Annotated in this window: 23 protein-coding genes and 1 riboswitch; of the genes, 18 read left to right on the forward strand and 5 right to left on the reverse strand. The window is 52.7% G+C overall.

Translation table 11 applies throughout. The features are described 5' to 3' along the window. The first annotated feature begins 13 nt into the window (after positions 1-13). The 14 genes from VMF88_08605 to metX all read left to right on the forward strand — a co-directional run bounded on the left by VMF88_08605 (position 14) and on the right by metX (position 16058). The gene (locus VMF88_08605; GenBank protein HTY11120.1) at positions 14-1267 is read left to right on the forward strand and encodes an extracellular solute-binding protein; all 1254 of its coding nucleotides are present in this window, start codon (positions 14-16) and stop codon (positions 1265-1267) included. Continuing rightward, positions 1264-2166 (forward strand): sugar ABC transporter permease, encoded by a 903-nt coding sequence (locus tag VMF88_08610; protein HTY11121.1) that lies wholly within the window; start codon positions 1264-1266, stop codon positions 2164-2166. Before VMF88_08605 ends, VMF88_08610 begins: the two co-directional genes overlap by 4 nt. A 19-nt stretch (positions 2167-2185) precedes the next feature. After that, on the forward strand, positions 2186-3025 hold the full coding sequence (locus tag VMF88_08615; protein ID HTY11122.1) for a sugar ABC transporter permease: 840 nt from the start codon (positions 2186-2188) through the stop codon (positions 3023-3025). Positions 3026-3113: 88 nt separating this feature from the next. Continuing rightward, the gene (locus VMF88_08620; GenBank protein ID HTY11123.1) at positions 3114-4376 is read left to right on the forward strand and encodes an MFS transporter; all 1263 of its coding nucleotides are present in this window, start codon (positions 3114-3116) and stop codon (positions 4374-4376) included. Between the two features lie 63 nt (positions 4377-4439). Beyond that, complete coding sequence (locus VMF88_08625; GenBank protein ID HTY11124.1) at positions 4440-5828, forward strand: GWxTD domain-containing protein; 1389 nt, start codon at positions 4440-4442, stop codon at positions 5826-5828. A gap of 327 nt (positions 5829-6155) precedes the next feature. Continuing rightward, complete coding sequence (gene pyrR / locus VMF88_08630; protein HTY11125.1) at positions 6156-6698, forward strand: bifunctional pyr operon transcriptional regulator/uracil phosphoribosyltransferase PyrR; 543 nt, start codon at positions 6156-6158, stop codon at positions 6696-6698. 18 nt (positions 6699-6716) lie between these two features. Further along, a complete protein-coding gene (locus tag VMF88_08635) occupies positions 6717-7637 on the forward strand; it encodes an aspartate carbamoyltransferase catalytic subunit (GenBank protein HTY11126.1) in 921 nt (306 codons plus the stop codon). 32 nt (positions 7638-7669) lie between these two features. Further along, the gene (locus tag VMF88_08640; GenBank protein ID HTY11127.1) at positions 7670-8953 is read left to right on the forward strand and encodes a dihydroorotase; all 1284 of its coding nucleotides are present in this window, start codon (positions 7670-7672) and stop codon (positions 8951-8953) included. A gap of 116 nt (positions 8954-9069) precedes the next feature. Beyond that, complete coding sequence (pgeF, locus tag VMF88_08645; GenBank protein HTY11128.1) at positions 9070-9753, forward strand: peptidoglycan editing factor PgeF; 684 nt, start codon at positions 9070-9072, stop codon at positions 9751-9753. A gap of 15 nt (positions 9754-9768) precedes the next feature. Continuing rightward, positions 9769-11601, forward strand: a complete 1833-nt coding sequence (gene glmS / locus VMF88_08650) for a glutamine--fructose-6-phosphate transaminase (isomerizing) (protein ID HTY11129.1) — start codon at positions 9769-9771, stop codon at positions 11599-11601. Positions 11602-11669: 68 nt separating this feature from the next. Next, positions 11670-12515 (forward strand): SDR family oxidoreductase, encoded by an 846-nt coding sequence (locus VMF88_08655; GenBank protein HTY11130.1) that lies wholly within the window; start codon positions 11670-11672, stop codon positions 12513-12515. A 111-nt stretch (positions 12516-12626) separates the two neighbouring features. Beyond that, positions 12627-13058 carry an alternative ribosome rescue aminoacyl-tRNA hydrolase ArfB gene (gene arfB / locus VMF88_08660; GenBank protein HTY11131.1) on the forward strand — a complete coding sequence of 144 codons (432 nt, stop codon included), beginning with the start codon at positions 12627-12629 and terminating at the stop codon, positions 13056-13058. A gap of 74 nt (positions 13059-13132) precedes the next feature. Next, positions 13133-13252, forward strand: a riboswitch (SAM riboswitch). Positions 13253-13525: 273 nt separating this feature from the next. Beyond that, positions 13526-14860, forward strand: a complete 1335-nt coding sequence (locus VMF88_08665) for an O-acetylhomoserine aminocarboxypropyltransferase/cysteine synthase (GenBank protein HTY11132.1) — start codon at positions 13526-13528, stop codon at positions 14858-14860. Positions 14861-14930: 70 nt separating this feature from the next. Next, on the forward strand, positions 14931-16058 hold the full coding sequence (metX, locus tag VMF88_08670) for a homoserine O-acetyltransferase (GenBank protein ID HTY11133.1): 1128 nt from the start codon (positions 14931-14933) through the stop codon (positions 16056-16058). Between the two features lie 11 nt (positions 16059-16069). Here metX and VMF88_08675 read toward each other — a convergent pair whose 3' ends face one another. The 5 genes from VMF88_08675 to VMF88_08695 are packed head-to-tail and all read right to left on the reverse strand — an operon-like array spanning position 16070 to position 20072. Beyond that, a complete protein-coding gene (locus tag VMF88_08675; GenBank protein HTY11134.1) occupies positions 16070-16570 on the reverse strand; it encodes a GNAT family N-acetyltransferase in 501 nt (166 codons plus the stop codon). A gap of 14 nt (positions 16571-16584) precedes the next feature. Continuing rightward, positions 16585-17160, reverse strand: a complete 576-nt coding sequence (locus VMF88_08680) for a TMEM175 family protein (protein ID HTY11135.1) — start codon at positions 17158-17160, stop codon at positions 16585-16587. A gap of 42 nt (positions 17161-17202) precedes the next feature. Further along, entirely contained in the window at positions 17203-17520 is a 318-nt protein-coding gene (locus tag VMF88_08685) for a hypothetical protein (GenBank protein HTY11136.1), read from the reverse strand. A 30-nt stretch (positions 17521-17550) separates the two neighbouring features. After that, a complete protein-coding gene (locus VMF88_08690; protein ID HTY11137.1) occupies positions 17551-19821 on the reverse strand; it encodes a TonB-dependent receptor in 2271 nt (756 codons plus the stop codon). An 11-nt stretch (positions 19822-19832) separates the two neighbouring features. Beyond that, positions 19833-20072, reverse strand: a complete 240-nt coding sequence (locus VMF88_08695) for a hypothetical protein (protein HTY11138.1) — start codon at positions 20070-20072, stop codon at positions 19833-19835. A gap of 290 nt (positions 20073-20362) precedes the next feature. Here VMF88_08695 and der point away from each other — a divergent pair, with 290 nt between their 5' ends. The 4 genes from der to VMF88_08715 are packed head-to-tail and all read left to right on the forward strand — an operon-like array spanning position 20363 to position 24820. Next, positions 20363-21679, forward strand: coding sequence for a ribosome biogenesis GTPase Der (der, locus tag VMF88_08700; GenBank protein HTY11139.1), 1317 nt, complete (start codon positions 20363-20365; stop codon positions 21677-21679). Next, complete coding sequence (locus VMF88_08705; protein HTY11140.1) at positions 21679-23073, forward strand: FAD-dependent oxidoreductase; 1395 nt, start codon at positions 21679-21681, stop codon at positions 23071-23073. The genes der and VMF88_08705 overlap by 1 nt, the downstream gene beginning before the upstream one ends. Before the next feature lie 26 nt (positions 23074-23099). Further along, positions 23100-23726 carry a uracil phosphoribosyltransferase gene (gene upp / locus VMF88_08710; GenBank protein ID HTY11141.1) on the forward strand — a complete coding sequence of 209 codons (627 nt, stop codon included), beginning with the start codon at positions 23100-23102 and terminating at the stop codon, positions 23724-23726. Then, complete coding sequence (locus VMF88_08715) at positions 23723-24820, forward strand: hypothetical protein (protein HTY11142.1); 1098 nt, start codon at positions 23723-23725, stop codon at positions 24818-24820. The genes upp and VMF88_08715 overlap by 4 nt, the downstream gene beginning before the upstream one ends. Positions 24821-24891: the final 71 nt, after the last annotated feature.

A 24891-nucleotide genomic window follows, 5' to 3' on the forward strand; every position in this document is an offset into this window, starting at 1 on the left:
AAATTCCTCGAGCATGGATTCAAGGAGACTTCATATTCTTCTGTTTATCTGCTTTGCTTCTTTCGTGCTGCTCGGATGTCTCTCCGGGTGCAAGCCAAAGAAGGAAGGGAAGATAAAGATCACGATCTGGCATCAGGACAGGATCGATATCCGCCTTGTGCTGGAATCGCAGCTTCAAAAGTTCATGAAGCTCCATCCGGAAGTGGAAGTGGAGCAGTTATTCAAGGAGACAGAATCGCTCCGTTCGGGTTTCATCATCTCAGCGATCGCCGGACAGGGTCCCGAAATCGTCTACGGCCCTGCAGACCAGGTCGGACCGTTTCAGGTGATGGATATTATTCTCCCGCTCGAAGATCTTTTTGACAGGGCCTATCTTGACCAATTCGACCCCAAGGCTCTCACATACTACAAAGGACATCTCTATCAAATTGCCGATAAACTCGGCAATCATTTGACTCTCGTCTACAACAAAAAATTGGTGCCAAAACCGCCGACAACCGAAAAGGAGCTTATCGCGATCGGTGAGCATCTGACTCAGGACCTTAACGGCGACGGCAAACCTGATCGTTATGGCCTGGCCTGGAATTATACGGAGCCTTTCTTTTTTATTCCGTTCATGACCGGGTTCGGCGGCTGGATTATGGATGACAGCGGCAAACCTGCGTTGAATAATCCGGGAACTGTTGACGGGCTGAAATTCATCAAAGACCTTCGCGATAAATATAAGATCATTCCGAACGAATCCGATTATGAAATATCGGACCTGCTTTTTAAGGACGGAAAGGTCGGCATGATCATCAACGGTGATTGGAGCTGGTCGGGATATGAAAAGGCGGGGATCGATTTTGGCGTCGCCCCGCTCCCAAAAATCTCCAAGACCGGGCTTTGGTGCGGCACAATGGTTTCGCCCAAGGGCTTTTCACTCAATGCCAATATCTCTGAAGAAAAGAAAAAATGGGCGATCGAACTTATTAAATTTCTCACTTCCGATGAGAATGAACTCGAAGCGGCGACAATTCTTCACACGATGCCGACCAAAAGATCCGTCCTCGCCAGCAGCTTCGTTAAGAACAATGATATTATGAAGAATTCAGAGATCGCCATCGATCACGGGAGGCCGATGCCGGTGGTGCCTGAGCTCCGGGCCATCTGGGATGCGATGAGACCGAGCTACCAGGCGGTGCTTGGGGGATACAAAACGGCGGAGCAGGCGGCGGCGGATATGCAGCTTGATGCATTGAACAAAATAAAAGAGATGAACGAATGACCGGTCAGAAAATTAAAACAAAAGCATTCGTTGCTTTTCTCGTTGCGCCGGCGTTCCTCGTGTTGATCGGTGTTGTCATCTACCCGTTCATTTTCAACGTCGTCATTTCCATGTCCAATATGAGTTTGACTCATATTAAAGACTGGAGGTTCGATGGAATAAGGCAGTATGTGAAAGTGTTTACGGAAGAATCAAAGCCGAACTTCTACGGTATTTTCCTTAAGACGATCATCTGGACGATCGTCAACCTCATCTTCCATGTTTCCATCGGTTTGTTTCTTGCGGTTTTACTGAATCAAAAGGACATTCGCGGAAAGGCTGTCTTCCGGACTATCTTGGTGCTTCCGTGGGCAGTGCCGCAATTGATTGTTGCACTGACCTGGAGGGGAATGTTCAATTATGAATACGGTTCGATCAATCTGATGCTCACCCAGTGGTTTGGACTCCCAGCAGTTCAATGGCTGAAAAGTCCGCTCGAAACGTTCATTGCCGTTATTATCACCAATGTCTGGCTTGGGTTCCCGTTCATGATGATCATTGCGCTTGGTGCGCTGCAGAGTATTCCGCATGAATTGTACGAAGCTGCTGACATGGACGGGGCATCATGGTTTCAGAAGCTCAAGAATATCACTATTCCGCTGATCCGTCCTGCGATGGTGCCGGCCATTACCCTTGGGACGATCTGGACCTTTAACAACCTGAACATCGTCTGGCTGGTCAGCAATGCCGGCGAACCGTCGGACCAGACTCATCTGCTTGTCTCGTTCGTCTACAAGGCAGCGTTTAATTTTTATCGGTACGGATACGGTGCCGCGCTATCGATGGTGATCTTCTTTATTCTTCTTGCGTTTAGTCTGACCTTTATGCGCAGGACAAAGGCAACTGAGGCGGCGTATTAATTCACTCAGAAATTGAAGCATGGACGCGAAGACAAAAACAGCTCTAAGAATTGCAGCCACGTATCTGGTATTGATACTTTTCTGCGTGATCGCACTCTATCCCGTTTCCCAGATATTTACGATCTCACTCCGGCCTGCGGACCGCCTCTTGTCGACGTCGCTGGAGATCATTCCTAAGGACGCGTCGCTCAGGAACTACCGTGCACTTTTTACGGAGCGGCCGTTCGCTCTCTGGCTCGTCAATAGTACGTTCGTCGCCTTCGTGGTCACCATGACAGGCGTCGCTCTCGCGTCGACGGCGGGTTATGCCTTTTCGCGGTTCAATTTTATCGGTAAAAAATTGGGGCTCCTGAGTCTGCTCGTGACGCAAATGTTTCCGGCGACGATGCTCCTTCTCCCGATGTACATCATGCTCGTGAAACTCCACCTTATCAATTCTTACCTGGGAATCATCATCATGTATTCCGCTACCGCGCTCCCTTTTTGCGTCTGGCAAATGAAAGGATACTATGATACGATCCCGACCAGCCTTGAAGAGGCCGGAAGGATCGACGGGTGCAATCGATTCCAAACATTCTATAAAGTTATCCTCCCCCTTGCGTCGCCGGCTCTCGTCATCACCGCCCTCTTCTCATTTATGTCTGCCTGGACGGAGTATATCGTCGCCGCGCAGATTCTTCAGGACACGGATCTGTGGACACTTCCCCTCGGATTAAAATCATTCGAGTCGAATATGGGTTCGGAATGGGGACTCTACGGCGCCGCTTCGATGATTGTGACAATACCCGTGGTGATTCTCTTCCTTTCGCTCAGCAAGTGGCTTGTCTCCGGGTTAACGCTTGGAAGCGTCAAAGGATAGATGATTCTCATCGGACTTCAATGGACAACAAAAATCAATTCATACCTTTATGAAAAAACCTAGGTTAAACTTTTGGCAGGTCTGGAACATGAGTTTCGGGTTCCTCGGCATTCAATTCGGCTTTGCGCTGCAGAATGCAAACGTCAGCCGGATCTTTGAAACGCTCGGCGCAAACCTTTCCGATATCCCGATTCTCTGGATCGCCGCGCCAACCACAGGTCTTCTCGTGCAGCCGGTCATCGGTTACATGAGCGACAGAACTTGGAACAGGCTCGGCAGGAGGAGGCCGTACTTCCTGACCGGTGCGTTGCTTGCAACCGCCGCCCTTGTCGTTATGCCGAATTCCCCCGCACTCTGGATCGCCGCAGGCATGCTCTGGGTTCTTGACGCGTCGATCAACATTTCAATGGAACCGTTCCGCGCGCTCGTCGCCGACCTGCTCCCGTCGGAGCAACGGACCACGGGATTCGCGCTGCAAAGCTTTTTTATCGGCACAGGCGCGGTGGTGGCTTCGGCGCTTCCGTATATTTTTGCAAATTGGATCGGCGTCAGCAATACGGCGCCGAAAGGTGAAATTCCAAGGTCGGTGCTTCTGTCATTCTACGCCGGAGCGGTCGCCTTCATTACCGCTGTCAGCTGGACGGTGTTTCGGACGAAAGAATATCCTCCCGAGAATGTCGAAGAGTTCAATCAGCATAAGAAAGAGAGCGAAGGGGGCGCCGCATTGGTCAAAGGAATTCTCATCAGCCTGAAAGAGATGCCGAAGACGATGATCCAACTCGCGGTCGTCCAGTTCTTCTCCTGGTTCGCCCTTTTCGCGATGTGGATTTATACGACGTCCGCGGTGACAAGCCACATTTATGGAACCTCGGATCCTACGACCCCCCTTTTTAACGAAGGTGCCGATTGGGTCGGAGTGCTTTTCGCGGCATACAATGGCTTTGCCGCGGCCGCATCATTTCTGTTGCCGGTGATCGCAAAAAGGACCAGCAGAAAAACAGTCCACATGATCAGTCTTTTCTGCGGAGGATTGGGCCTCATTTCTTTTTTGGTCATCCACAATCCGATGATGCTGTTGCTTTCAATGGTCGGTGTCGGATTGGCGTGGGCGAGTATTCTCTCAATGCCGTATGCAATTCTTGCCGGATCTCTCCCTCCGGAACGGACAGGAGTCTATATGGGGATCTTTAATTTCTTCATCGTGATACCGCAGATCCTGGCGGCGGGGATCCTCGGCTTCTTTATGCGGACATTTCTCGGCGGCGAGGCGGTCTACGCCTTGGTTCTCGGCGGAGCCTCGATGATCGTCGGCGGTGCGTTGGTCCTTCTGGTCAAGGATGTTGATGCGTAATCTATCCATTGGAAAAGAATCTATTTTTCTCTATATTCGTCCTCGGAATGAGAAAGGTTCCCAATGAAATGTTCTGCCTTGTTTTTGCTGCCTCTCCTTATATGCCTGACAGTTTCCCCAACGGTGACCGAAGCCCAACCGGGGTTTCGCATCGGCGTTGATCTGGCAAGGTTCAGAGGAGACACCGCCAGAGTTTACCTCGAAGTCTACTATACTTTCGACGTCTCTAAATTGAAATTTGCGAAGACCGACAGCATCCTGAAAGCGGAAGCCCTCATGGATATCTATTTCAAACGCTCGTCGAACGATTCCATCGTGGCCCGCCAAACGTGGAGGATCCCTTTTACAACAAATGATTCGACATTGCTGGCAACCTCCCGGAGTTACTCCGACGTTCTCGGCTTTCTTCTGGCGCCGGACGTGTATCGCATGTACGTTGTCGGAGGGGGAAATAACAGTTGGGCAAAAAGAGACAGCTTTTCTGTTCCCATTGACCTCCGGCCGATTGAGTCCGCACACATTTCGCTCAGCGATATTGAGTTGTGTACCTCGATCGTCTCCGTCGGCAAGGATTCCGTCGGAAGGTTTATCAAAAACACGTATGAAGTGAAGCCGAACCCGTCGAAGATCTATGGGGGGGATCAATCTGCTGTGTATTATTATATCGAGACCTACAATCTCCTGAAGAATTCGTCGCCATACTACTATACAAGATTGACTGTCACGAATTCGATCGGGAAAGAGGTGATCACCCGTTCGCGGATCAAAAATCGGGTCAACGAATCGAACGTAGAGGTCGGCGCTTTCCAGGTGAATGCGTTAAGAACCGGCGCTTACACCGTGAACTTCACCGTGATCGACTCCGTCGATAATTCAAACTACACCTCCTCAAAAAAGATCTTCGTTTATAATCCTCAGCTCCCCATGGATTCGCTGACCGCCGGAACCGAAGGGTCGGTCCTCGCAAGCGAATATGCGACAATGACAGAATCCGAGCTTGACCTCGAGTTTAGCCAACTGAAATATATCATGAGCCGCGCGGAACAGGCCGAATACAAGAACGTCAAAGGCATCGACGCGAAGAGGAAGGTCCTGTATGAGTTCTGGAGGAAGCGGGCAGACGATTTGACGAACCCGAATCCTCTCACGAAAACAGAATATTTCAAACGGGTTGACTACGCCAATGAGCATTTTCGCGCCGGTTTCAAAGACGGATGGAAGACCGATCGCGGCCGGGTCTTCATCGTTTACGGTCCCCCGGACGAGATCGAACGGCACGCCAACGAGGTCAACACAAAACCGTATGAGATCTGGACGTACCATTCGATCCAGGGGGGAGTTGAATTCATCTTCGGCGATCGGTCGGGCTTTTCCGACTACGACCTGCTGCATTCGACTCACCGGGATGAGCTCCAAAATGCCAATTGGATGAACCAGCTCCAGGTACAGTAATCCGGATCGGAAACCTTGGATTGCAAAATAAAGAGCGGGGCGGGTAAGGAGTGTCGGGGTATCAATGGAAATGATCGGAATAAACCTTCATGCCTGCGGGACCTGATGAACGTCCGGGAAGATATTTTCTCGCAATACCCTGCCGGGTATTGATTCGGAGATAAGAGTTTTGTACATTTGAACAAGTAGTGGATCCTTTAATTCTATCCTGAGAGGTAGGAAAGGAAATGTCGAAAGTCAGCGATCAGAATTTCTCAGTATTTCAAGAAGCCTCCGTTCATCCGTGGACGGAGGCTTCTTTTTGTACCCCACCCGGTCAAAGCGCATATGAATGAAGAAAAGACAATTCTCGACGCCCAAAATTTCACCCGCACAGTCAATCGCCTTTCTCATGAGATCGTTGAGCGGAACCGAGGCGCCGCGTCGCTCGGCATCGTCGGCATCAGGACAAGAGGGGAATATCTTGCCCGGCGTATTGCGGCCGCCGTTCTCGAAATGGAAAAGGTGGCGCCGCCGATCGGCACGCTCGACATCACCCTGTACCGCGACGATCTCAGGGGAAGATTATCCCAGCCCCGGCTGAATACGACCGACATCCTGTATGACATTACGGGGAAAGACATCGTTCTCGTCGACGACGTGCTCTTCACCGGCCGGACGGTTCGCGCTGCGCTCAACGCGCTGATGGACATCGGCAGGCCTGCTTCGATCCAGCTCGCCGTGCTCGTGGACCGCGGCCATCGGGAACTCCCGATCAAAGCCGATTTCGTCGGAAAGAATGTGCCGACTTCGGCGGATGAAGAAATTCAGGTCCGGATGGCCGAAGCAGACGGGGAAGACGCTGTGTATCTGGGCCCGGTCAAACTTTAAAGCAAGGAAGGAAGATCCATGGGATTATCATCACGGCATTTGCTCGGCCTCGACGGAGCGCCGAAAGCCGACATTGAACTGATCCTCAACACCGCCGTCTCGTTCAAAGAAATATTGAATCGCCCCATCAAGAAAGTGCCGACGCTGCAGGGGAAGACGATCGTCAACTTGTTTTTTGAAAATTCGACCCGGACGAGGATATCGTTCGAATTGGCCGAACGGAGGTTGTCCGCTGACGTCGTAAATTTTTCAGCGTCGGGATCGAGTGTCAGCAAGGGGGAGACGCTCAAGGATACCGCGCGCAACATTGAGGCGATGAAAATTGATATGGTGGTCATACGCCACAGTTCGGCGGGCACCCCTCACTTTTTGACCCGTGTCGTGCAATCGGCAGTGCTTAACGCCGGGGACGGCTGTCATGAGCATCCGACACAAGCGCTTCTGGATATGTACACGCTGAAAGAGAAATTCGGAGCGCTCGAAGGGCTGCGGGTGTGCATCGTCGGAGATATCACTCACAGCAGGGTCGCCAGGTCGAATATTTACGGGTTAAGGACGATGGGAGCAAAAGTATCTGTCTGCGGCCCGGCAACGCTCATCCCTAAAGAGATCGAAAGGCTGGGTGTCGAAGTGTACCATCGTATCGACGACGTTCTTCCCAGGGTCGATGCACTGAACGTCCTGCGGATCCAAATGGAACGGCAATCCGGGGGACTGTTCCCCTCCCTTCGGGAGTACCATCGGTTCTTCGGCGTCACAAAAGAGCGCCTCGATAAGATCGACCATCCGATCACCATCATGCATCCCGGGCCGATCAACCGGGACGTAGAACTTTCGGCCGATGTCGCTGACGGACCCCACTCCGTGATCCTTGAGCAGGTCCTGAACGGCGTTGCCGTTAGAATGTCGGTCCTGTACCTCCTGGGGACCGTGAACTAAACGATTTCATCACACCAGAATCAGAGATCTTCATGGCAAAGAAATTTCTTTTGAAAGGCGGACGATACATCAATCCGGCAACAGAATCCGATGCATCGCTGGATTTCTTCATCGTCGACGGAATCATCGAGTCGATGAAAGCATCAATCGCCCCGCAGGCCGGAACCGAAGTGGTCGACCTGGGCGGAAAGATCGTCGCTCCCGGTTTTGTGGACATGCATGTTCATCTGCGCGAACCCGGTTTCGAGCATAAGGAAACAATAGAGACGGGAACACTCTCGGCCGCTCACGGCGGGTTTACGGCTGTCTGCTGTATGCCGAACACGAACCCTGCTATCGACGATGAATCGATCGTTCATTTTATCATTTCACGGGGGAAACTTGTTCATAACGGGATCGTCGACGTGTATCCGGTCGGCGCAGTGACGAAGGGGAGGGCAGGAAAAGACCTGTCGCCAATTGCCGAACTTGTCCAGGCCGGCGCGGTCGGACTCAGCGATGACGGCGCGCCGGTGTTCGATGCGGAAATCATGCGCCGTGCACTCGAGTATGCGGGGATGTTTGATGTTCCTGTCATCCAGCATTGCGAAGAGCCATCGCTTGTCCACGGCGGCGTGATGAATGAAGGGTTCGTCGCAACGGAACTTGGTCTGCCGGGCATCCCTCCCATCGCAGAAGAAATCATGATCGCGCGGGACATCCGCCTCACGGAATACACCGGCTCCCGTTACCATGTTGCTCATATGAGCACTGCCGGCTCCGTGAAATTGGTCCGCGAAGCAAAACAAAAAGGAGCCGCCGTCACATGCGAAGTGACGCCGCATCACTTTACTCTTACAGACGACGTGGTCCGCTCCTTCGACACGAATACCAAAATGAACCCGCCCCTCCGGACCAAAGGTGACGTTGAAGCGATAAAAGAGGGCCTTCGTGATGGCACTGTCGATGTGATCGCCACCGACCACGCACCGCATTCGCTCGATGAGAAGGACGTCGATTATCTGCAGGCACCGTTTGGAATAGTCGGGCTGGAAACAGCGATCGGCCTTGCGATGACCGAGCTTGTTGAGCCGAAGGTGATCTCTCTTTCTCAAATGATTGAAAAGTTCTCGACCAATCCCAGGAAGATCATCAAGCGGCCGATTGAAATTCGGGAGGGGAATCCAGCGAATTTCACGTTCATCGACCCGAAAGTGCAATGGAAAGTCGATGTCAGCGGCCTTCGATCTAAGTCCAAAAATTCCCCCTTTAACGGCCGACCTTTGAAAGGGCGTGCCGTGGGAATTTTCAATCACGGGGAACTGCAGAAGGTGTAGTCAGGCTTCAGCGATCGCAGGGAATTTGATTTTCATCCCATTTTTGACGATACTAACGGCACATGGAGATTATTCGCTCCGAAGCCTTTTCCCGTCACCGACAAATAGTTTTTGGCATGAGCACGCGCCTGGGAGGATGCAGCCCGGGCGGATTGGGGATGAATTTAAGCTTCAACGTCGGAGACGACAAGATCAATGTCATTGAAAATCGAAGGCGTTTTTTCGGCGCTCTTCATATCGGTCTCGACGAACTGGCATTTCCGATGCAATGCCATTCCAACACTGTCCGCGCGGTCAAGACATGGGGCGGCTATGAAGATTGCGACGGACTGGCGACGAGTGAGTATGGCGTATTCATCGTTCTGAGCGTCGCGGATTGTGTTCCGATTTTCCTTTTTGATCCATTGACAAAGACCGTCGCCGGTGTTCATGCAGGATGGCGAGGTACGAGTTCGCGCATCGCCGTGAATGCCGTTGGCCTTCTGAAAGCCGAGTTTGGAGTAGAGCCGAAGAACATCCTTGCTTTTGTCGGACCGGCGGCAGGAAAATGCTGTTATCAGGTTGGAGATGAGGTCGCAGAGAAGTTTGACGGCCGGTTTCTGACGAAGGACGATTCGGGAAGGTGGAAGGTCGATTTGAAAGCCGCCAACCAGCATCAGTTGGTATCCGAAGGGATTCTACCCGGAAACATCGAAGTACATGCAGGTTGCACAATCCATGAAGCAGAGATCTTTCATTCATTCCGGCGCGACGGAAAGGCTTCGGGGCGAATGGCGGGCGTGTTGGGAATCGTTCGATAATATCGGGAAAAAACTATGTGCGGAATAATTGGCTACGTCGGCGGAGCGAACCCACTGCCGATCATCCTGGATAGTCTGAAGCGGCTCGAATACCGCGGCTACGACTCTGCCGGAGCGGCTCTCCTTGCGGACAACGCTCTGCACATCTACAAAAAGGTCGGCAAAGTCGCCGATCTGGAAAAATCAATCCGGCCGTTGCCGCTGAAAACGACCGCCGGTATCGGCCACACTCGGTGGGCGACGCACGGGGTGCCGAGTGATGTCAACGCCCATCCTCATACGGATTGCACAAAAGAGATCGCCCTCATCCACAACGGCATCATCGAAAATTATCTTGCCATCCGCAAAAAGCTGGAGAGCACGGGGCACGTCTTCTCATCGGCGACCGACACGGAAGTTCTCGTCCATTTGGTCGAAGAGATGAAAAAATACAGCGGCGATCTGCCGACCGCGGTCCGTCTTGCCCTTCGCCAGGTTGAAGGGACATATGGTATCGCGGTCGTATCAGCCATGGAGCCGGGGAAGATTGTCGCTGCGAGAAAGGGAAGCCCGCTCCTTCTCGGCATCGGATCAAGCGAGCACTACGTCGCTTCCGATGCTGCCGCCATTGTGCAGTATACCCGCAACGTCGTTTACCTTGAGGATGGGGAGATTGCCGTAGTCACCAAAGACTCCTTCGAGACGCGGACGATCGATAACGTCGACATCGAGAAAGAGGTCCACCAGGTCACGATCGACATCGAAGAGATCGAAAAGGGGGGGTATGAGCATTTCATGCTCAAAGAGATTATGGAACAGCCGGAAACGCTCCGCAATGCCATGCGCGGACGAGTGTTGCTGGACGAAGGGAACGCAAAGCTCAGCGGATTGAGCGAGGTGATGCCCGTCCTGGAAAATGCGCAGCGGATCATCATCACTGCCTGCGGTACTTCGTGGCATGCCGGACTGGTCGGGGAGTATATGCTTGAGCAATACGGCAAAATACCCGTCGAAGTCGAATACGCATCGGAGTTCCGTTACCGCAACGCAATTATTAAAAAGGGGGACGTCGTCTTTCTTATCAGCCAAAGCGGCGAAACCGCCGACACGCTCGCTGCGCTCCGCGAAGCGAAGCAAAAAGGGGCATCGGTCTTTGGGATCTGCAATGTTGTCGGAAGCACAATCGCACGCGAAAGCCAGGGGGGCGTCTATATCCATGCCGGGCCTGAGATCGGCGTGGCTTCCACCAAGGCGTTCACGTCGCAGCTCGTCGTCCTATCGCTCATCACCCTGATGGTGGCCCGTCAGCGCGGACTTTCGGAGGCCGACGGAAGGAAGATCGGTCAGGCGCTGCTTGATCTTCCAGGCAAGGTCGAGTCGATCCTTCGCGATACGAGCGCAATCGAACAGATCGCCGAAGAGCTGAAGGAGAATGTGAACGTCCTCTATTTGGGGAGAGGCTACAACTTTCCCGCTGCCCTCGAAGGGGCGCTTAAACTTAAAGAGATTTCGTACATCCATGCAGAAGGGTATCCGGCTGCTGAGATGAAGCATGGGCCTATCGCCTTGATCGATGAAAATATGCCGGTCATTGTGATTGCCTCGAAAGACAGCACGTACGAAAAGATCATTTCGAATATCCAGGAAGTGAAAGCACGGAGCGGACGAGTGATCGCGGTTGTGAACGAAGGAGATACGACGATCGAATCGCTTGCCGACCATGTGATCCGCGTGCCGCACACCGCCGACCTTCTTTCGCCGATCGTGAACATCATCCCGCTTCAGCTTCTAGCGTATTACATTGCGGTCAAGCGCGGATGCAATATCGACCAGCCAAGGAACTTGGCAAAAAGCGTCACGGTCGAGTGACCGTCCCGCCCGAGCGGCGCGTCATAAGACATTTTCGTCGTTTCATTCACTATCAGTAAAGGTGTAACGTGTCCAGCGACTATAAATTCAAGAAAACGGATTGGGCGCTGATCCTCGGCGCGTCGAGCGGGTTCGGAGGAGCGACTGCGGTTGAGCTTGCCCGTCACGGGATGAATATCTGCGGCGTTCATTTCGACCGCGCGATCACCCTTCCCAATGCGGAAAAAGTCAAAAAGGAAGTCGATGCGCAGGGGGTGCAGTCGCTCTTTTTCAACGTCAACGCATCCGACCCGGAAAAGAGAAAGGAAGTGATCGACGGGTTGAAAAAAGAATTCCACAAACATCCGGAATCCAATCTCAGGGTCCTGATGCACAGTCTGGCGTTTGGGACGCTTCGCCCCCTGGTGTGCAAAGACGAAAAGGAACAAATGACGCAGGCGCAGGTCGAAATGACGATGGATGTGATGGCCAATTCGCTGGTCTATTGGACGCAGTCTGCCTTCAATGGAGGATTGTTGAAGAAAGGAGCCCATGTTTTTGCAATGACAAGCTCGGGCGGGCATTCGCAGCTGCCGAATTACGGGGCGGTGTCGGCCGCCAAAGCTGCGCTTGAATCGTACATTCGTCAGCTGACGCATGACCTGGGCCCGTACGGGATCACGTGCAATGCTATCCTGGCCGGCGTCACCGATACCGCAGCGTTAAGAAAAATTCCCGGGGCGCTCATGATGCTGAAGGTCGCCCAGGCGAAAAGCCCGGCGATGAGAAACACGACCCCGGAAGACGTGGCAAGGGCCATTGCGCTCCTCAGTCATGACGATGCGTATTTTATATCGGGCAACGTGATCGGAGTTGACGGCGGTGAGGACGTGGTGAGTTACATCGGGCAGAAGGATGCCCTTACGCTCGAATAACACGCAGCGCTCATCCTTAAGCCGCGTTGAGGGCTCCCCAAACGAGCCGGCAAATCTTTTTCCCCCGCTGTGAACAGATTGTTTGCAGCGGTTTTTTATTTGATGTGATCAATGGAAACTATCGTCATCGGCGATAAGATCAGAATCCCTTTTTCGGATTTGCGTTTTCGCTTTTCACGGAGCGGCGGACCGGGGGGGCAGAATGTCAACAAGGTCGCCACGCGCGTCGAGTTGATTTTTGACGTGACTTCATCCTCTTTTGACCGGGAGACAAAAGAGACACTCCTCCGGAAACTCCGGTCAAAACTTGATTCTGAGGGGCGGCTGCGCGTCGTCTCTCAGGGATCCCGAAGCCAATGGAAAAATAGGGAAGATGCAGTGGAAAGATTCATTTCCCTGCTTTCGAGCGCCGTGACGAAGGCAAAGAAACGAACTCCAACGGGGGCGACAAAGAGCGCTCAGGAAGAACGCATTTCTCGGAAAAAGGGGAGGAGCAAATTGAAAAAAACACGCAAAATAGACCTGAACAGAGAGCTGTATTGAAAAAGAGCAGGGGGGTACTTGACAACGCGTGAAATTATCGTATATTACTTGCAGTAGTTTCTTTGACAACGTAGTCTTCATCAAGAGTGGCGGAGGGACAGACCCTGCGAAGCCACAGCAACCGGATCCGTCAACGGCGGATCGACAGGTGCTAATTTCTGTTCCGAGCAATGAGTTCGGAAGAAAGATGAACGAAAGAGCAGTACGTCGTGTTAACCTCTTTTGATCATCTTCGAAAGAGGTTTTTTCATTTATAGTCATCCATGAACGTTTTCAATCTACATCTTTTCTATGCCTGCAGACCGGTGCTTGAGCATTTGTCTGCGTACTTCGTCGGTAACTTCCTCTGTTGTCGCCCATCCGCTGTTTAATTTCTTCGCTGCACATCGCACTGAATATTAACTAGTCCGAAGAACATTCAGTTCTTTGTGACTCACAATTATCTCAATCATTTCCCGGAGAACAGCATGGCAACAAATGGAAAAGCTCGGCACTATCGGTTTGAAACCCTTCAACTGCACGCAGGCCAGTCGCCCGACCCGACGACAAAATCGCGTGCGGTACCGCTGTATCAAACAACGTCATACAATTTCAACGATGCGGGGCATGCCGCAGCTCTGTTCGGTCTGCAGGAATTCGGCAACATCTATACCCGTATCATGAACCCGACGACGGCCGTTTTTGAAGAGCGTATCGCCGCTCTCGAAGGAGGAGCCGCGGCACTCGCGACGTCCTCGGGCCAGGCGGCACAGTTCCTCGCTATTTCAACGATCGCTCAGGCAGGCGAAAATATTATTTCGACGAGCAATCTTTACGGCGGAACATACAACCAGTTCAAGGTGACCTTTCCGCGGCTCGGCATCGGCGTAAAATTCGTCGAGGGAGACAAGCCGGAGGATTTTCGCAAACTGATCGACAACAAGACGAAGGCGATTTACATCGAGTCGATCGGCAATCCGCGCTTGAATATCCCCGATTTCGAGGCGATCGCAAAAGTGGCCCACGAAAACAACATCCCGCTTATCGTCGATAACACGTTCGGCGCGGGCGGCTATCTTGTGCAGCCGTTCAAGTACGGCGCGGATATCATTGTCCACTCCGCGACAAAATGGATCGGCGGACACGGCACCTCGATCGGCGGCGTGATCGTCGACTCGGGAAAATTCAACTGGGGAAACGGCAAGTTCCCGATCTTCACCGAGCCGAGCCCGGGATACCATGGACTGAAATTCTGGGATGTTTTTGGTTCGGGTGGTCCGTTCGGAAATATCGCCTTCGCCATTCGTGCGCGCGTTGAAGGGCTTCGCGATATCGGTCCTTGCTTGAGCCCGTTTAATTCATTCCTGTTCCTGCAGGGATTGGAAACGCTCTCGCTTCGCGTCGAACGCCACAATGAGAATGCACTGAAGGTCGCCCAATGGCTGGAACGGCATCCTCAGGTCGATTGGGTCTCGTATCCGGGGCTTCCGAACCATCCCTCACACGCGAGCGCAAAAAAATATTTGCGATCGGGCTTGTTCGGGTCGATCATCGTCTTCGGCATCAAAGGAGGCATCGAGGCGGGAAAGGCGTTCATCAACAACGTCAAGCTCTCAAGTTTGCTGGCGAATGTCGGCGATGCAAAGACGCTCGTCATCCATCCCGCGTCCACGACACATCAGCAGCTTTCTGAAAAAGAGCAGCGCGATTCGGGCGTGACGCCCGAGCTTATCCGGGTGTCTGTCGGCATCGAACACATCGACGACATTCTTGAAGACTTCGATGAAGCTCTTCGCGCCGTTAAAACACCGGTCCACGCATAAGAGGTACCGCCGGGTCTTTTCTGTTTTCCCCTCCTCGCTCAGGAGGGGAAAACACTCCGGCACAATGATCATGACAACCCTTACGGAACATATCGTCGCGACAAAGGACGTGCAGCTCTTCTCCGGGAACAATCCACTTGAAACGGAGTGCGGAGAAAAGCTGGCGCCCGTCACTGTGGCGTATGAAACGTATGGCGAATTGAACGACGCCGGGGATAACGCGATCCTCGTCTGCCACGCATTGACCGGGAGCGCACACGCGGCCGGCTTCCTGTCGGGGGACGCGAAAAGCGCGGGATGGTGGGATTCGTTTATCGGCGAGGGAAAAACGCTCGATACGCAGAAGTATTTCGTCGTCTGCTCAAATTTTCTCGGAGGATGCTACGGAACGACCGGGCCGGTCTCGCCGGATCCTCGTACCGGGAGGCCGTACGGAATGTCGTTCCCCCAAATGACGATCCGCGATATGGTCCGCGTTCAAAAGGCACTGGCCGATTTTCTCGGCGTGCGGCAGCTCAGAACGATCATTGGAGGTTCGCTCGGAGGGATGCAGGCACTGGAGTGGGGGGTAATGTATCCCGGTTTCGTTCGTTCACTGATCCCGATCGCTACGGCGAGCGCGCATTCTCCCTGGTGCATAGGATTGAACGGAATCGCACGCCAGGCGATCATGAATGACCCCGAGTGGCGCCAGGGCGACTATTACAACCATGGTCAGCCTGAAAAAGGTCTATCGCTTGCCCGCCAGGTTGCGATGGTGTCCTATCGGAGCGAGGCGTCGTTTCTGGAACGCTTCCACAGGGAAAGGATCAAGTCCAACGGACATGGTACAAGGACGGGGTTTGATCCGGAAAATCTATTCCAGGTGGAAAGCTACCTGAGGTACCAGGGGAAGAAACTCGTCGACCGGTTCGATGCCAACACCTACATTTACATCTCGCGGGCGATGGATCTTCACGACGTAGGGTATGGACGGGGGAGTATTGAAGACGTTTTATCCTCGGTCAATGTGCCAGTGCTGTGCGTTGGCATCGATTCCGATATTTTATATCCTGTCAGCGAACAGAAAAAGCTTGCTTCGCAACTCCCCCGCGCTCGTTATCGAGAGATCAGTTCCCCGTTCGGTCATGACGCATTTCTCATCGAATTTGAACAGCTCGGCAGGTTTGTCGAAGAATTCTTGAGGGACGTTCGGTAAGGAGCAATGGCTTAATCGAGCATTTTCTGCAAAATATGCACGTCGAGTAATTTTCCGAATTTTCTTCCTACCTCTTTCATCGTTCCGACGAGGACAAAACCGGCTTCTTCATTCAAGTGCATGCTCTCGCTGCTTCCGTCCGCCACGCGCGCGATCAGCGTGTGGAAATGAAGCTTCCGTGCCTCCTCGATGACGGCATCTTTGAGCGCGCGGCCGATGCCCCGTCCCCGGTATTTCGAATCCACATAAAAAGACGTCTCAGCCGTGCCGTCGTATGCCGGCCTGTCCGACCATTTGGTCAGCGACGCCCAGCCGACGACGTTCCCCTCCACGACGGCAACGAGGATCGGATGTCTTTCATCGTGGCCGTTGAACCACGTCATCCGTTCCGCGAGGGTTTTGGGTTCCGTGTCGAACGTCGCCGTGGTTGTGAGGATGGCCTCGTTGTAGATCGCGGTGATCGCTTCGATGTCACCGGCCTTCGCTCTCCGAATGTTGAATGATGTTTTCATTGGGATTCGATCGTCTATTGAAAAAGTCTTCTCTCAATTCTCCGGTCTGGAACAAGCCACATGATAGCGACGAGGATATACAATCCTCCAGAAATCCATGAGTTGACAGAGCAGAGAATGATCGCGGCAGCATAGATGACGACTGAAATTTTCCCCTTGAAATCGCTTCCGATCGCGGCGGCAAGGATGGAATCTTTAGCGTGGATCGATAACAGCGCGCGTGTCAGGATGTAATAAGCGATCGCTGAAAACAAGAGAATGACGCCGTACAGCGCCACCGGTCCGGGGGCAAACCGATTTTCACCCATCCATCCCGTGACAAATGGAGTGAGTGATAACCAGAACAGCAGATGTAAATTTGCCCACAGAACTCGGCCGTCGACATTCTTCACTGCCTGAAGAAGATGATGATGATTGCTCCAGTAAATTCCCAGAAAAACGAAACTCAGCGTATAGCTGAGAAATACCGGTGCAAGGGGAATCAGCGCGGAGAGATCGGCTCCAAGCGGGATTTTAAGCTCAAGCACCATGATGGTGATGATAATCGCAAGTACGCCGTCGCTGAATGCTTCCAGTCGCCCTTTGGTCAAAGAGGTGTCCTCAATAAGTTCTTGTATGGATCAGCGTTCATATTATCCGAATTGAATGATCATTCCACCGAGAAGGATGACTGACAACCCGATCCACGTCGTTGCGGGGATAACCTCTTTGAACGCGAACTTGCCGATCAGGATGCTCACGGCAGCAAACAGGGCGATATAGACTCCCATCAACTTAGAAAAATCGGATTTTATACTGTTGACCGTCAGGCCGTAGCAGCCAAGCACGAGGATTCCTGTTGCGATCGTCAGGATGCCGGAGCTCTGGAGCCCCTTTCTAATGATCGCGTCGCCGCCGCTTTCTAAAATTGCGGCGAAGATGAACACAAGCAACGGAAGAAAATTCTTCATGCGGTAATTCCCTGCCTCCTCGGCTGTTGTTCAAAAAAGTATATCGTAATTGCAGCGTATGCCCCGGGCCGGCTGCGGCACGAAGTCTTTGATCACAGAAAGGTTGTCCCGGTAGACCTGATTAAGGAGATTATCGCAATGCACGCTCACAATGTGTTCCGCACCTTGCTGAATGAAACGGACAGCCCCCCCGATATTGACGACGCCGTACCCCGCGGTGGGCGTATCGCCGTCGCCGAGCCGTGTTTGCCTGGCTGCCAGCCGCCATTCCACCATGCCGGAATATTTTTCCCCGTCGTAACTCATTCTTAAAAGACCGCGCATCGGCGGGGTGAAGGGGAGAGGAATATTATTTCGCGTATCCTCCGCATTGACAAAATCGACGCTGGCTTTCACAGCGATTCTTTGCAAAGGCTCGACCGCAACCAGCGCCTCGAATCCCTCAAGGCGGGCATCCGTTGCAGAAAATTGCCGCACCGGAAAGGCCTCTACCGTATCCCCCGTCAGGAACGCATAAATATAATGGTTGATGAAATTCACGTACGGAGAAAATTCAAAAGAAAAATCCGGGAAGCTCCCCTTCAGCGAGGCATCGATGCCCAATCCGGTCTCGGGGGAGAGGCCGGCATCCCCTTTCGAATAGGTGGCGCTTGCAGCATCGAGCCCGTTGGCGAAGAGCTCCTGCACCGTCGGCGGACGGAATGAGCGTGCAATGCTTAGAGAAGCCTTCAGCGCGTCGGTGATTCTTTCGATAGCTCCGACGGATGCCGTCACGGCGTTTGACAGCTGGGCGGCATTCAGCGATCGAAAGACGGAATCACTCGATGCCGCGTACGGCGTTGTGTGAATGCGATTGTCATCGAAACGGAGTCCGGCCTGCAGGCGGATATTTTCGTCCGCAAGGTATTCTTCGTACGCATATGCCGCAATGCCGGTGGTGACCGAATTGGGCCCTAAAGGCATTTCCCCTTCGATCGTCAGATTTTCGATGTTTGTCCAAAGCCCAACGGCCCCTTGCAACCTTCCTAACTGTTGTTGTTCCAGCTGAAGCGACGCATTGAACGTCTGCTTATGGAACTCATTTGCCTGCGGATCGGAGATGCCGGTTGAATCTTCAGCGGTCGGATATTCCGCATGCCTGTAATCGACGAAATCCGCCGAGAGTTTTCCCTGCTTGATCAATGATCCGTCGATAAGGAGAATGCTCTGCAGCTCAATGGAATTTTTATATTGCGCGATGCGAGAAGTAGCAGGGGGGACATTCATCCAATTCTGGTTTGGCGGGACGCCCGGTATGCCGTAATTCATCTCATAATGCTTCCCTCCGACGCCGATCATTCCTTCAGTCCCCTGCAGCGAATAGCCGAGGCTTCCTTCCTGCATATGGTCAAATGTCTGCGGCATGCGGTCGAGGGAAAATATTTGACCGCTTGCCGGATCGGCGTAGTCGCCGGCCGGAATATGAATGTTCTGTGAATGAAGTCCCCCCGCCGAGACGGCGAGCGATTGCCCGTTGCTTGAGTATGTCCCGTCGAAATACCCTGCATACTCATCGCTTACGGAGTTCCCTTCGATGGAAACCCTCCCCGAGAACGGATTGATCGATGAAAGAGGGATCGTATTGGTTATGATATTCACCAATCCGCCGATGGTACTAGGGCCGTAGAGAATGCTTGCCGGTCCGCGCACGACATCGATTTGCGAGATGCTCAGCGCGTCGATGGGAACTGCATGAGCCGGATCGTACGTCGAAATGTCGCCGTTGCGCAGGCCGTTCTCCAGGACCAAAACGCGGTTGTCCGAGAGACCGCGAAGGATCGGGCGGGACGGAGCCGAACCGTTGCCGCGAACAGCGACGCCGGCCATGTCGGATATTTTTTCGGCAAAAGTCGAACCTGGAGGATCTCGCAGTTCCATCATTGACCTCGATTCTGCCGATTGGTACTGCTCACCCGATGGGCGTTCAAAGGGCGATGCGGAGACGACGACCTCATCCATATCGATCGTGGATGGCGTAAGCACGATGTTCGTTTCGGTTTGCATGCTATCTATCGTGACCGTTTGTGCTGCCGATGCATATCCGAGAACCCGAACAAAAATTTTTACGGGCCCTCGGGGCACATTTTGAAAAACAGCACGTCCCGATGCATCGGTACGGGCAATTCGCTCTAATTCCAATAACCGTACCGTTGCGGATGGAATGGGATTGCCGGTCCCTTCGACCGCCACTGTAAGCTGTTGAGGAAACAGAGAAAAAGACCCGGCCACACTGAGAAGTATGGTAATAAGAAACCGTTTCATGGCATTGGCGATCAGAATTTATCGATTAGTTTCTGAAGGGGATCTTTGAAGTTTGGATTGCGTTCTCTCTTGAAGAAAAAAAATAGCCCGGCCGCGATACCGAAGATGAAACCGAGCGGCCCGGTGATGAAAATTCCAAGCAATGGCCCCTGGTTCGCGTCAGGTGTAAGGACGATCGGGCCGACAAAACCGAGAAAGAAACAGATGCCTCCGATAATAAAACCGTAAACGAATATGTAGGTAACTTTCATTTTTTAATCGCCCATGGATACGAGATTTTGGCGTTCTGCAATGCGCAAAATGGGTCGAGGATTCGAAGGCAAAAAGAGTACCATCTCCTACAAGATCAACTTAAAAAGCTTTTAAGGAAAATGCAAACCAAAGGGGTCAATCCGCTGTGCGGCACTCGGCGATCCTTCCAGGCCGATCTTCGTTGAAAGTCTTCGGTCTTTTTGCTATTATATACCTGAAAGCCGCCGCCACTATGCGCCGAACTACCTTTTCACCGGCCGATCCGTTCAATGACAACCGCCGTCTCTAAATGCCCAATCATCTCATAGCTATCATCGGCCGTCCCAATGTAGGAAAGTCTACGTTGTTCAACCGCATTGTCGGTTCGCAGGATGCGATCGTTCACGACCAGCCCGGTGTGACCCGGGACCGCCATTACGCCAACGCCGAATGGTGCGGCAAGACATTTACGTTGATCGACACCGGGGGTTTCGTCCCGAAGTCCGAAGAAGTGTTCGAAAAAGCAATTCGGGAGCAGTCCAAGATTGCCATGGAAGAAGCGGACGAGATCATTTTTGTGGTCGATGCGAACGATGGGATAACGCATGTCGACAGGGAGATCGCTTCGATCCTCCGCAAATCGAATAAGCAAGTGATCCTGGCTGTCAACAAAATTGATAATGCTGCCTCCGAAACAAACGCTGCTGAATTTCATTCCCTCGGCTTGGGGGATCCGACCCCCATTTCGGCATTAGGGGGGCGGCAGATCGGCGATTTCCTCGATATTATCACCAAAAATATTTCCACGGACGGTAAAGATAGATCGGATGACGACAGGTTGAAGCTGGCAGTCGTCGGAAAACCGAACGTCGGCAAATCATCATTGGTGAATGCTATTATTGGCGAAGAAAGAACGATCGTCACACCGGTTGCGGGTACCACCCGCGATCCGATCGACACGGTGCTAAAGCACTTCGGCGAAGAGATCGTCATGATCGACACCGCCGGACTGATCAAAAAAAAACGGATTCGCGAAAGCGTCGAATTCTATTCCACCGTCCGGACGCTGAAAAGTATCGAGCGCTGCAACGTTGCAGTGGTTTTATTCGATGCCAGTGAAAGAATTGAGAAACAAGACCTTATGATCGTCCAGTCTGTGATCGAGCGGAATAGAGGAGCAGTCATCGCAGTGAATAAATGGGATCTAGTGGCCGACAAGGATAATGCAACCGCCAAAAACTTCGAGAAGGCGATCCGCGACAAGCTCCGCCTCTACGATTATATTCCGTTCGTGTTCATTTCTGCCAAGACCAAGCAGAGAGTCTTTAGGGTGATAGAGCTGGCAAAGCTTGTTCACGCTGAGCGATCGAAGCGCATCGGAACGAGCGAGCTGAACAAAATGCTCCTCGACGACATCCATCATTACCCTCCTTCGACAAAGACGGGGAAGGATGTGAAGCTCAACTACGTAACGCAGGTGAAGAGTCTGCCGCCGATCTTCACCTTCTTTGCGAGCGAGCCGGCGCTGATCGGCGACAATTACAAACGCTATCTCGAAAACAAGATACGCGAGCATTGGGGGTTTGTCGGCGTCCCGCTCACCCTCCAGTTCAGGAGGAAGCATTGATGAAACGGCGCATCCTTGTCATCGGAGGATTGGCCGCTGGTCCAAGCGCGGCAGCCAAGGCGAAGCGGGTCAGCCCCGGCGCCGAGGTTGTGCTGTATGAACAGGGGGAACACATCTCGTACGGCATTTGTGAGATCCCTTATTTCATCGCCGGCGAAATAGCCGACCCGCAGAAACTCGTCGTCTATGACCCTGAACGGATGGAAAAAGAAAAAGGAGTTGTTGCGAAGGTGCTGCACACCGTCGAAGAAATTCTTCCTTCCCGAAAAGAAATAACGGTGAGAGATCTTCGGTCCGGCAAAACGAACACCGAAGCGTACGACAAGCTCATCATCGCCACGGGTTCGACGCCGAAACGACTCCAGCTCGAGGGGGAAAGATCGAGAAATGTTTTTGTGATCAAAGACCTCGACGAGGCGTACGGACTGAACACGATGCTCGGACAGGAAAAGCCGCGGCGGGCGGTGATCGTCGGCGGAGGGTTTGTCGCCCTCGAAATGGCCGACGCATTCGTCCGTCGGGGGATGGATGTCACGATGATCCATCATGCCTCATTGCCGATGTCCAAGTTTGAGGACGAAGGGCGAAACTACATCATGGGGGAGATCGAAAGCCATGGCGTCACATTCATGGGAGATACGAAGGTCGAATGGCTCGGGGTTGGCGCGCGAGGTTCAGTCGTTGCCGTTGGCACGCGCAACGTGACGATCGAGACCGATATCGTCGTCATCGCGATCGGGGTCAAACCCGAATCGAGGCTCGCTCTCGCGGCCGGGATCCAACTGGGTCCCTTCGGGGGGATCCGGGTGGATGAAAAAATGAGGGCCCTGGGCGCCGAAAGCGTTTTCGCCGCCGGAGATTGTTGCGAGCTGAAGAATGTGGTTACCAAGAAGCCGATGTATATTGCGCTGGCAACGACGGCAAGCAAAACCGGACGCGTCGCCGGTGAAAATGCCGCCGGGGGAAATGCTGCGTTCAAGGGAACACTCAGGGCCATTGGTGTCAGAGCTTTTGACAAAGAGGTCGCGCATGTCGGATTGAGCTCAACAGAAGCAAAGGATGCTTCGTTTGACCCAGTGGTCAATACGATCCACGCCCGTTCAAAGATCGGCATTATGCCGGACGCAAAGGAGATCCATTTTACGCTCGTTGCCGACAAGCAATCGCGCAGGCTTTTGGGTGCAAATGTTATCGGAGAAGAGGGCGCAATTCTTCGGGCCAACACGTTAGCCGCCGCTATCCGCCACGGCATGACGATTGACGATGTCGAGCATTTTGATTTAATTTATACACCGCCGTACGCTCCGCTTTGGGATGGAATAATTATCAGCGCAGAGCAGATGAAGAAAAAGCTCGACGGGGACCAACCAGCAGAGAAAAGAACCAGGCGGTGAGCAGAGAAAGCACAGAACAACATCGAATGAAAAACCTCACTATAGTCAAGCATCCGCTCATTCAGAGAGATGTGACATTTTTACGCGACGTAAAAACATCGAACGATGAGTTCCGCCATATCCTCTCACGCATCGCAGGGATGATGGCGTTTCAGGTGACGAAAGATTTTGAGCTGAAGGAATTTCCCGTTCGTACGCCCCTGGAAACGACCAAGGGATTTTCTCTTAAACACCCGATCGTGGTAGTGCCGGTTCTACGGGCGGGACTCGGCATGGTTGAAGGTTTTCTGAATGTCCTTCCGGAAGCTCGGGTTGGCCACGTCGGCCTTTATCGGAATGAAAAAACGCTCCAGCCGGTCGATTACTATTCTAAATTTCCGAAAGAAATTTCGAAGGCATTGGTCATTCTTATCGACCCGATGCTTGCAACCGGAGGAAGCGCGACGGCGGCAATATCATTCCTCAAAAGAAAGGGGGCAAAGAACATCCGCATCGCTTGTCTTGTTGCGGCGCCGGCGGGGGTCAGGATGGTCGTCAAACATCATCCCGACGTTCAGATCTTCTGCGCAAGCCTTGACCGGGCGCTTAATGCCAAAGGGTACATCCTTCCCGGGCTTGGTGACGCCGGAGACAGAATTTTCGGCACAGAATGATGACTGTCCTCTCGAAGAACAGATGGTCAGGATCACGCAGTGTTCGGGTTGCTTTCCTGGCATCGCTTGCGATGTTCCTCATGCGGCCGGAATGGGATCTTGCATCGACCGCACAGGAGCAAACGCTGAACGGGATACTGTTGCAAGGAATCGACTTGACGCTCAAGCAGGATTATCCTCAAGCACATTTACTCTTCCAAACCGCGATCAACGATCATCCCGAAAATCCGGCAGGATATTTATATCTCGCAGGCATGATGGAGGCGCAATATTCCGATTATGAAGACACGTTTGACCAGGGTCTTTTTGATTCGCTCCTTGCAAAAGGGGAGGCTTTGGCAGAGGCGATGATCGAAAAAAAAGATTCTTCGGATTGGGGATACTATTATGCCGGAACGGCGCTTTCGTATCGCGCGTTTTCAGAATCGGAGAACGGCAGCTGGCCGAGCGTTATTATTGACGGGACGAACGCAGCCAAAATGTTTGAGCGATGCCTCGAGCGCAACCCTAAATTCTATGATGCGATGAGCGGCCTCGGGACCTATTACTATTGGCGAAGCAAAAAGACGGAGTTCTTATCCTGGCTTCCTTTTATCAGCAACAAAGAGAAGGAAGGGATTGATCTTCTCCTGGCAGCGGCAGAGAAAGGAATGTTCGAAAGATTTGTCGCTTTGAACAGCCTTGCCGAGGTGTACATCGAAGAAAAGAACTATGATGACGCCCTGGCTGTTGTTGAGAAAGGACTTGCGCTGTACCCGGAGAACCGTTCTTTTCTCTGGTCGCTGATGGGGATCGTCGAGAGGATGCCTCAACAGGATACTGCGGCAATGAAAGCTGCGGCGGAGCGCATGTTGGCGAGCGTTATGAAAGCGCCGGTCCGCAACCCGTATTGCGAAGCGGCCTGCCGTTTGAAACTCGCGCAATACGCAATTGGCGAGCGCCGATACGAAACTGTGATCGATGAGTGTCGGCTGATTCTTCAGTATGAAAGCCAGGTCGGAAAGACGAGGCGCGATCTCGGGAAGAAAATCAACGCGGCGAAGGAATTGATGCAGAGCGCAAAAGAAGCGCTAACAGTGGACAGTAAACAGTAAGCAATCAACAATGGACAGCAAAACGTTATCATGAGAATCTGATAGCTTTTAATATTTCATTCTTAATATTT

The sequence above is a fragment of the Bacteroidota bacterium genome, assembly GCA_035506275.1.
In the GTDB taxonomy this organism is placed as follows: domain Bacteria; phylum Bacteroidota; class Ignavibacteria; order UBA10030; family UBA8401; genus JAGVPT01.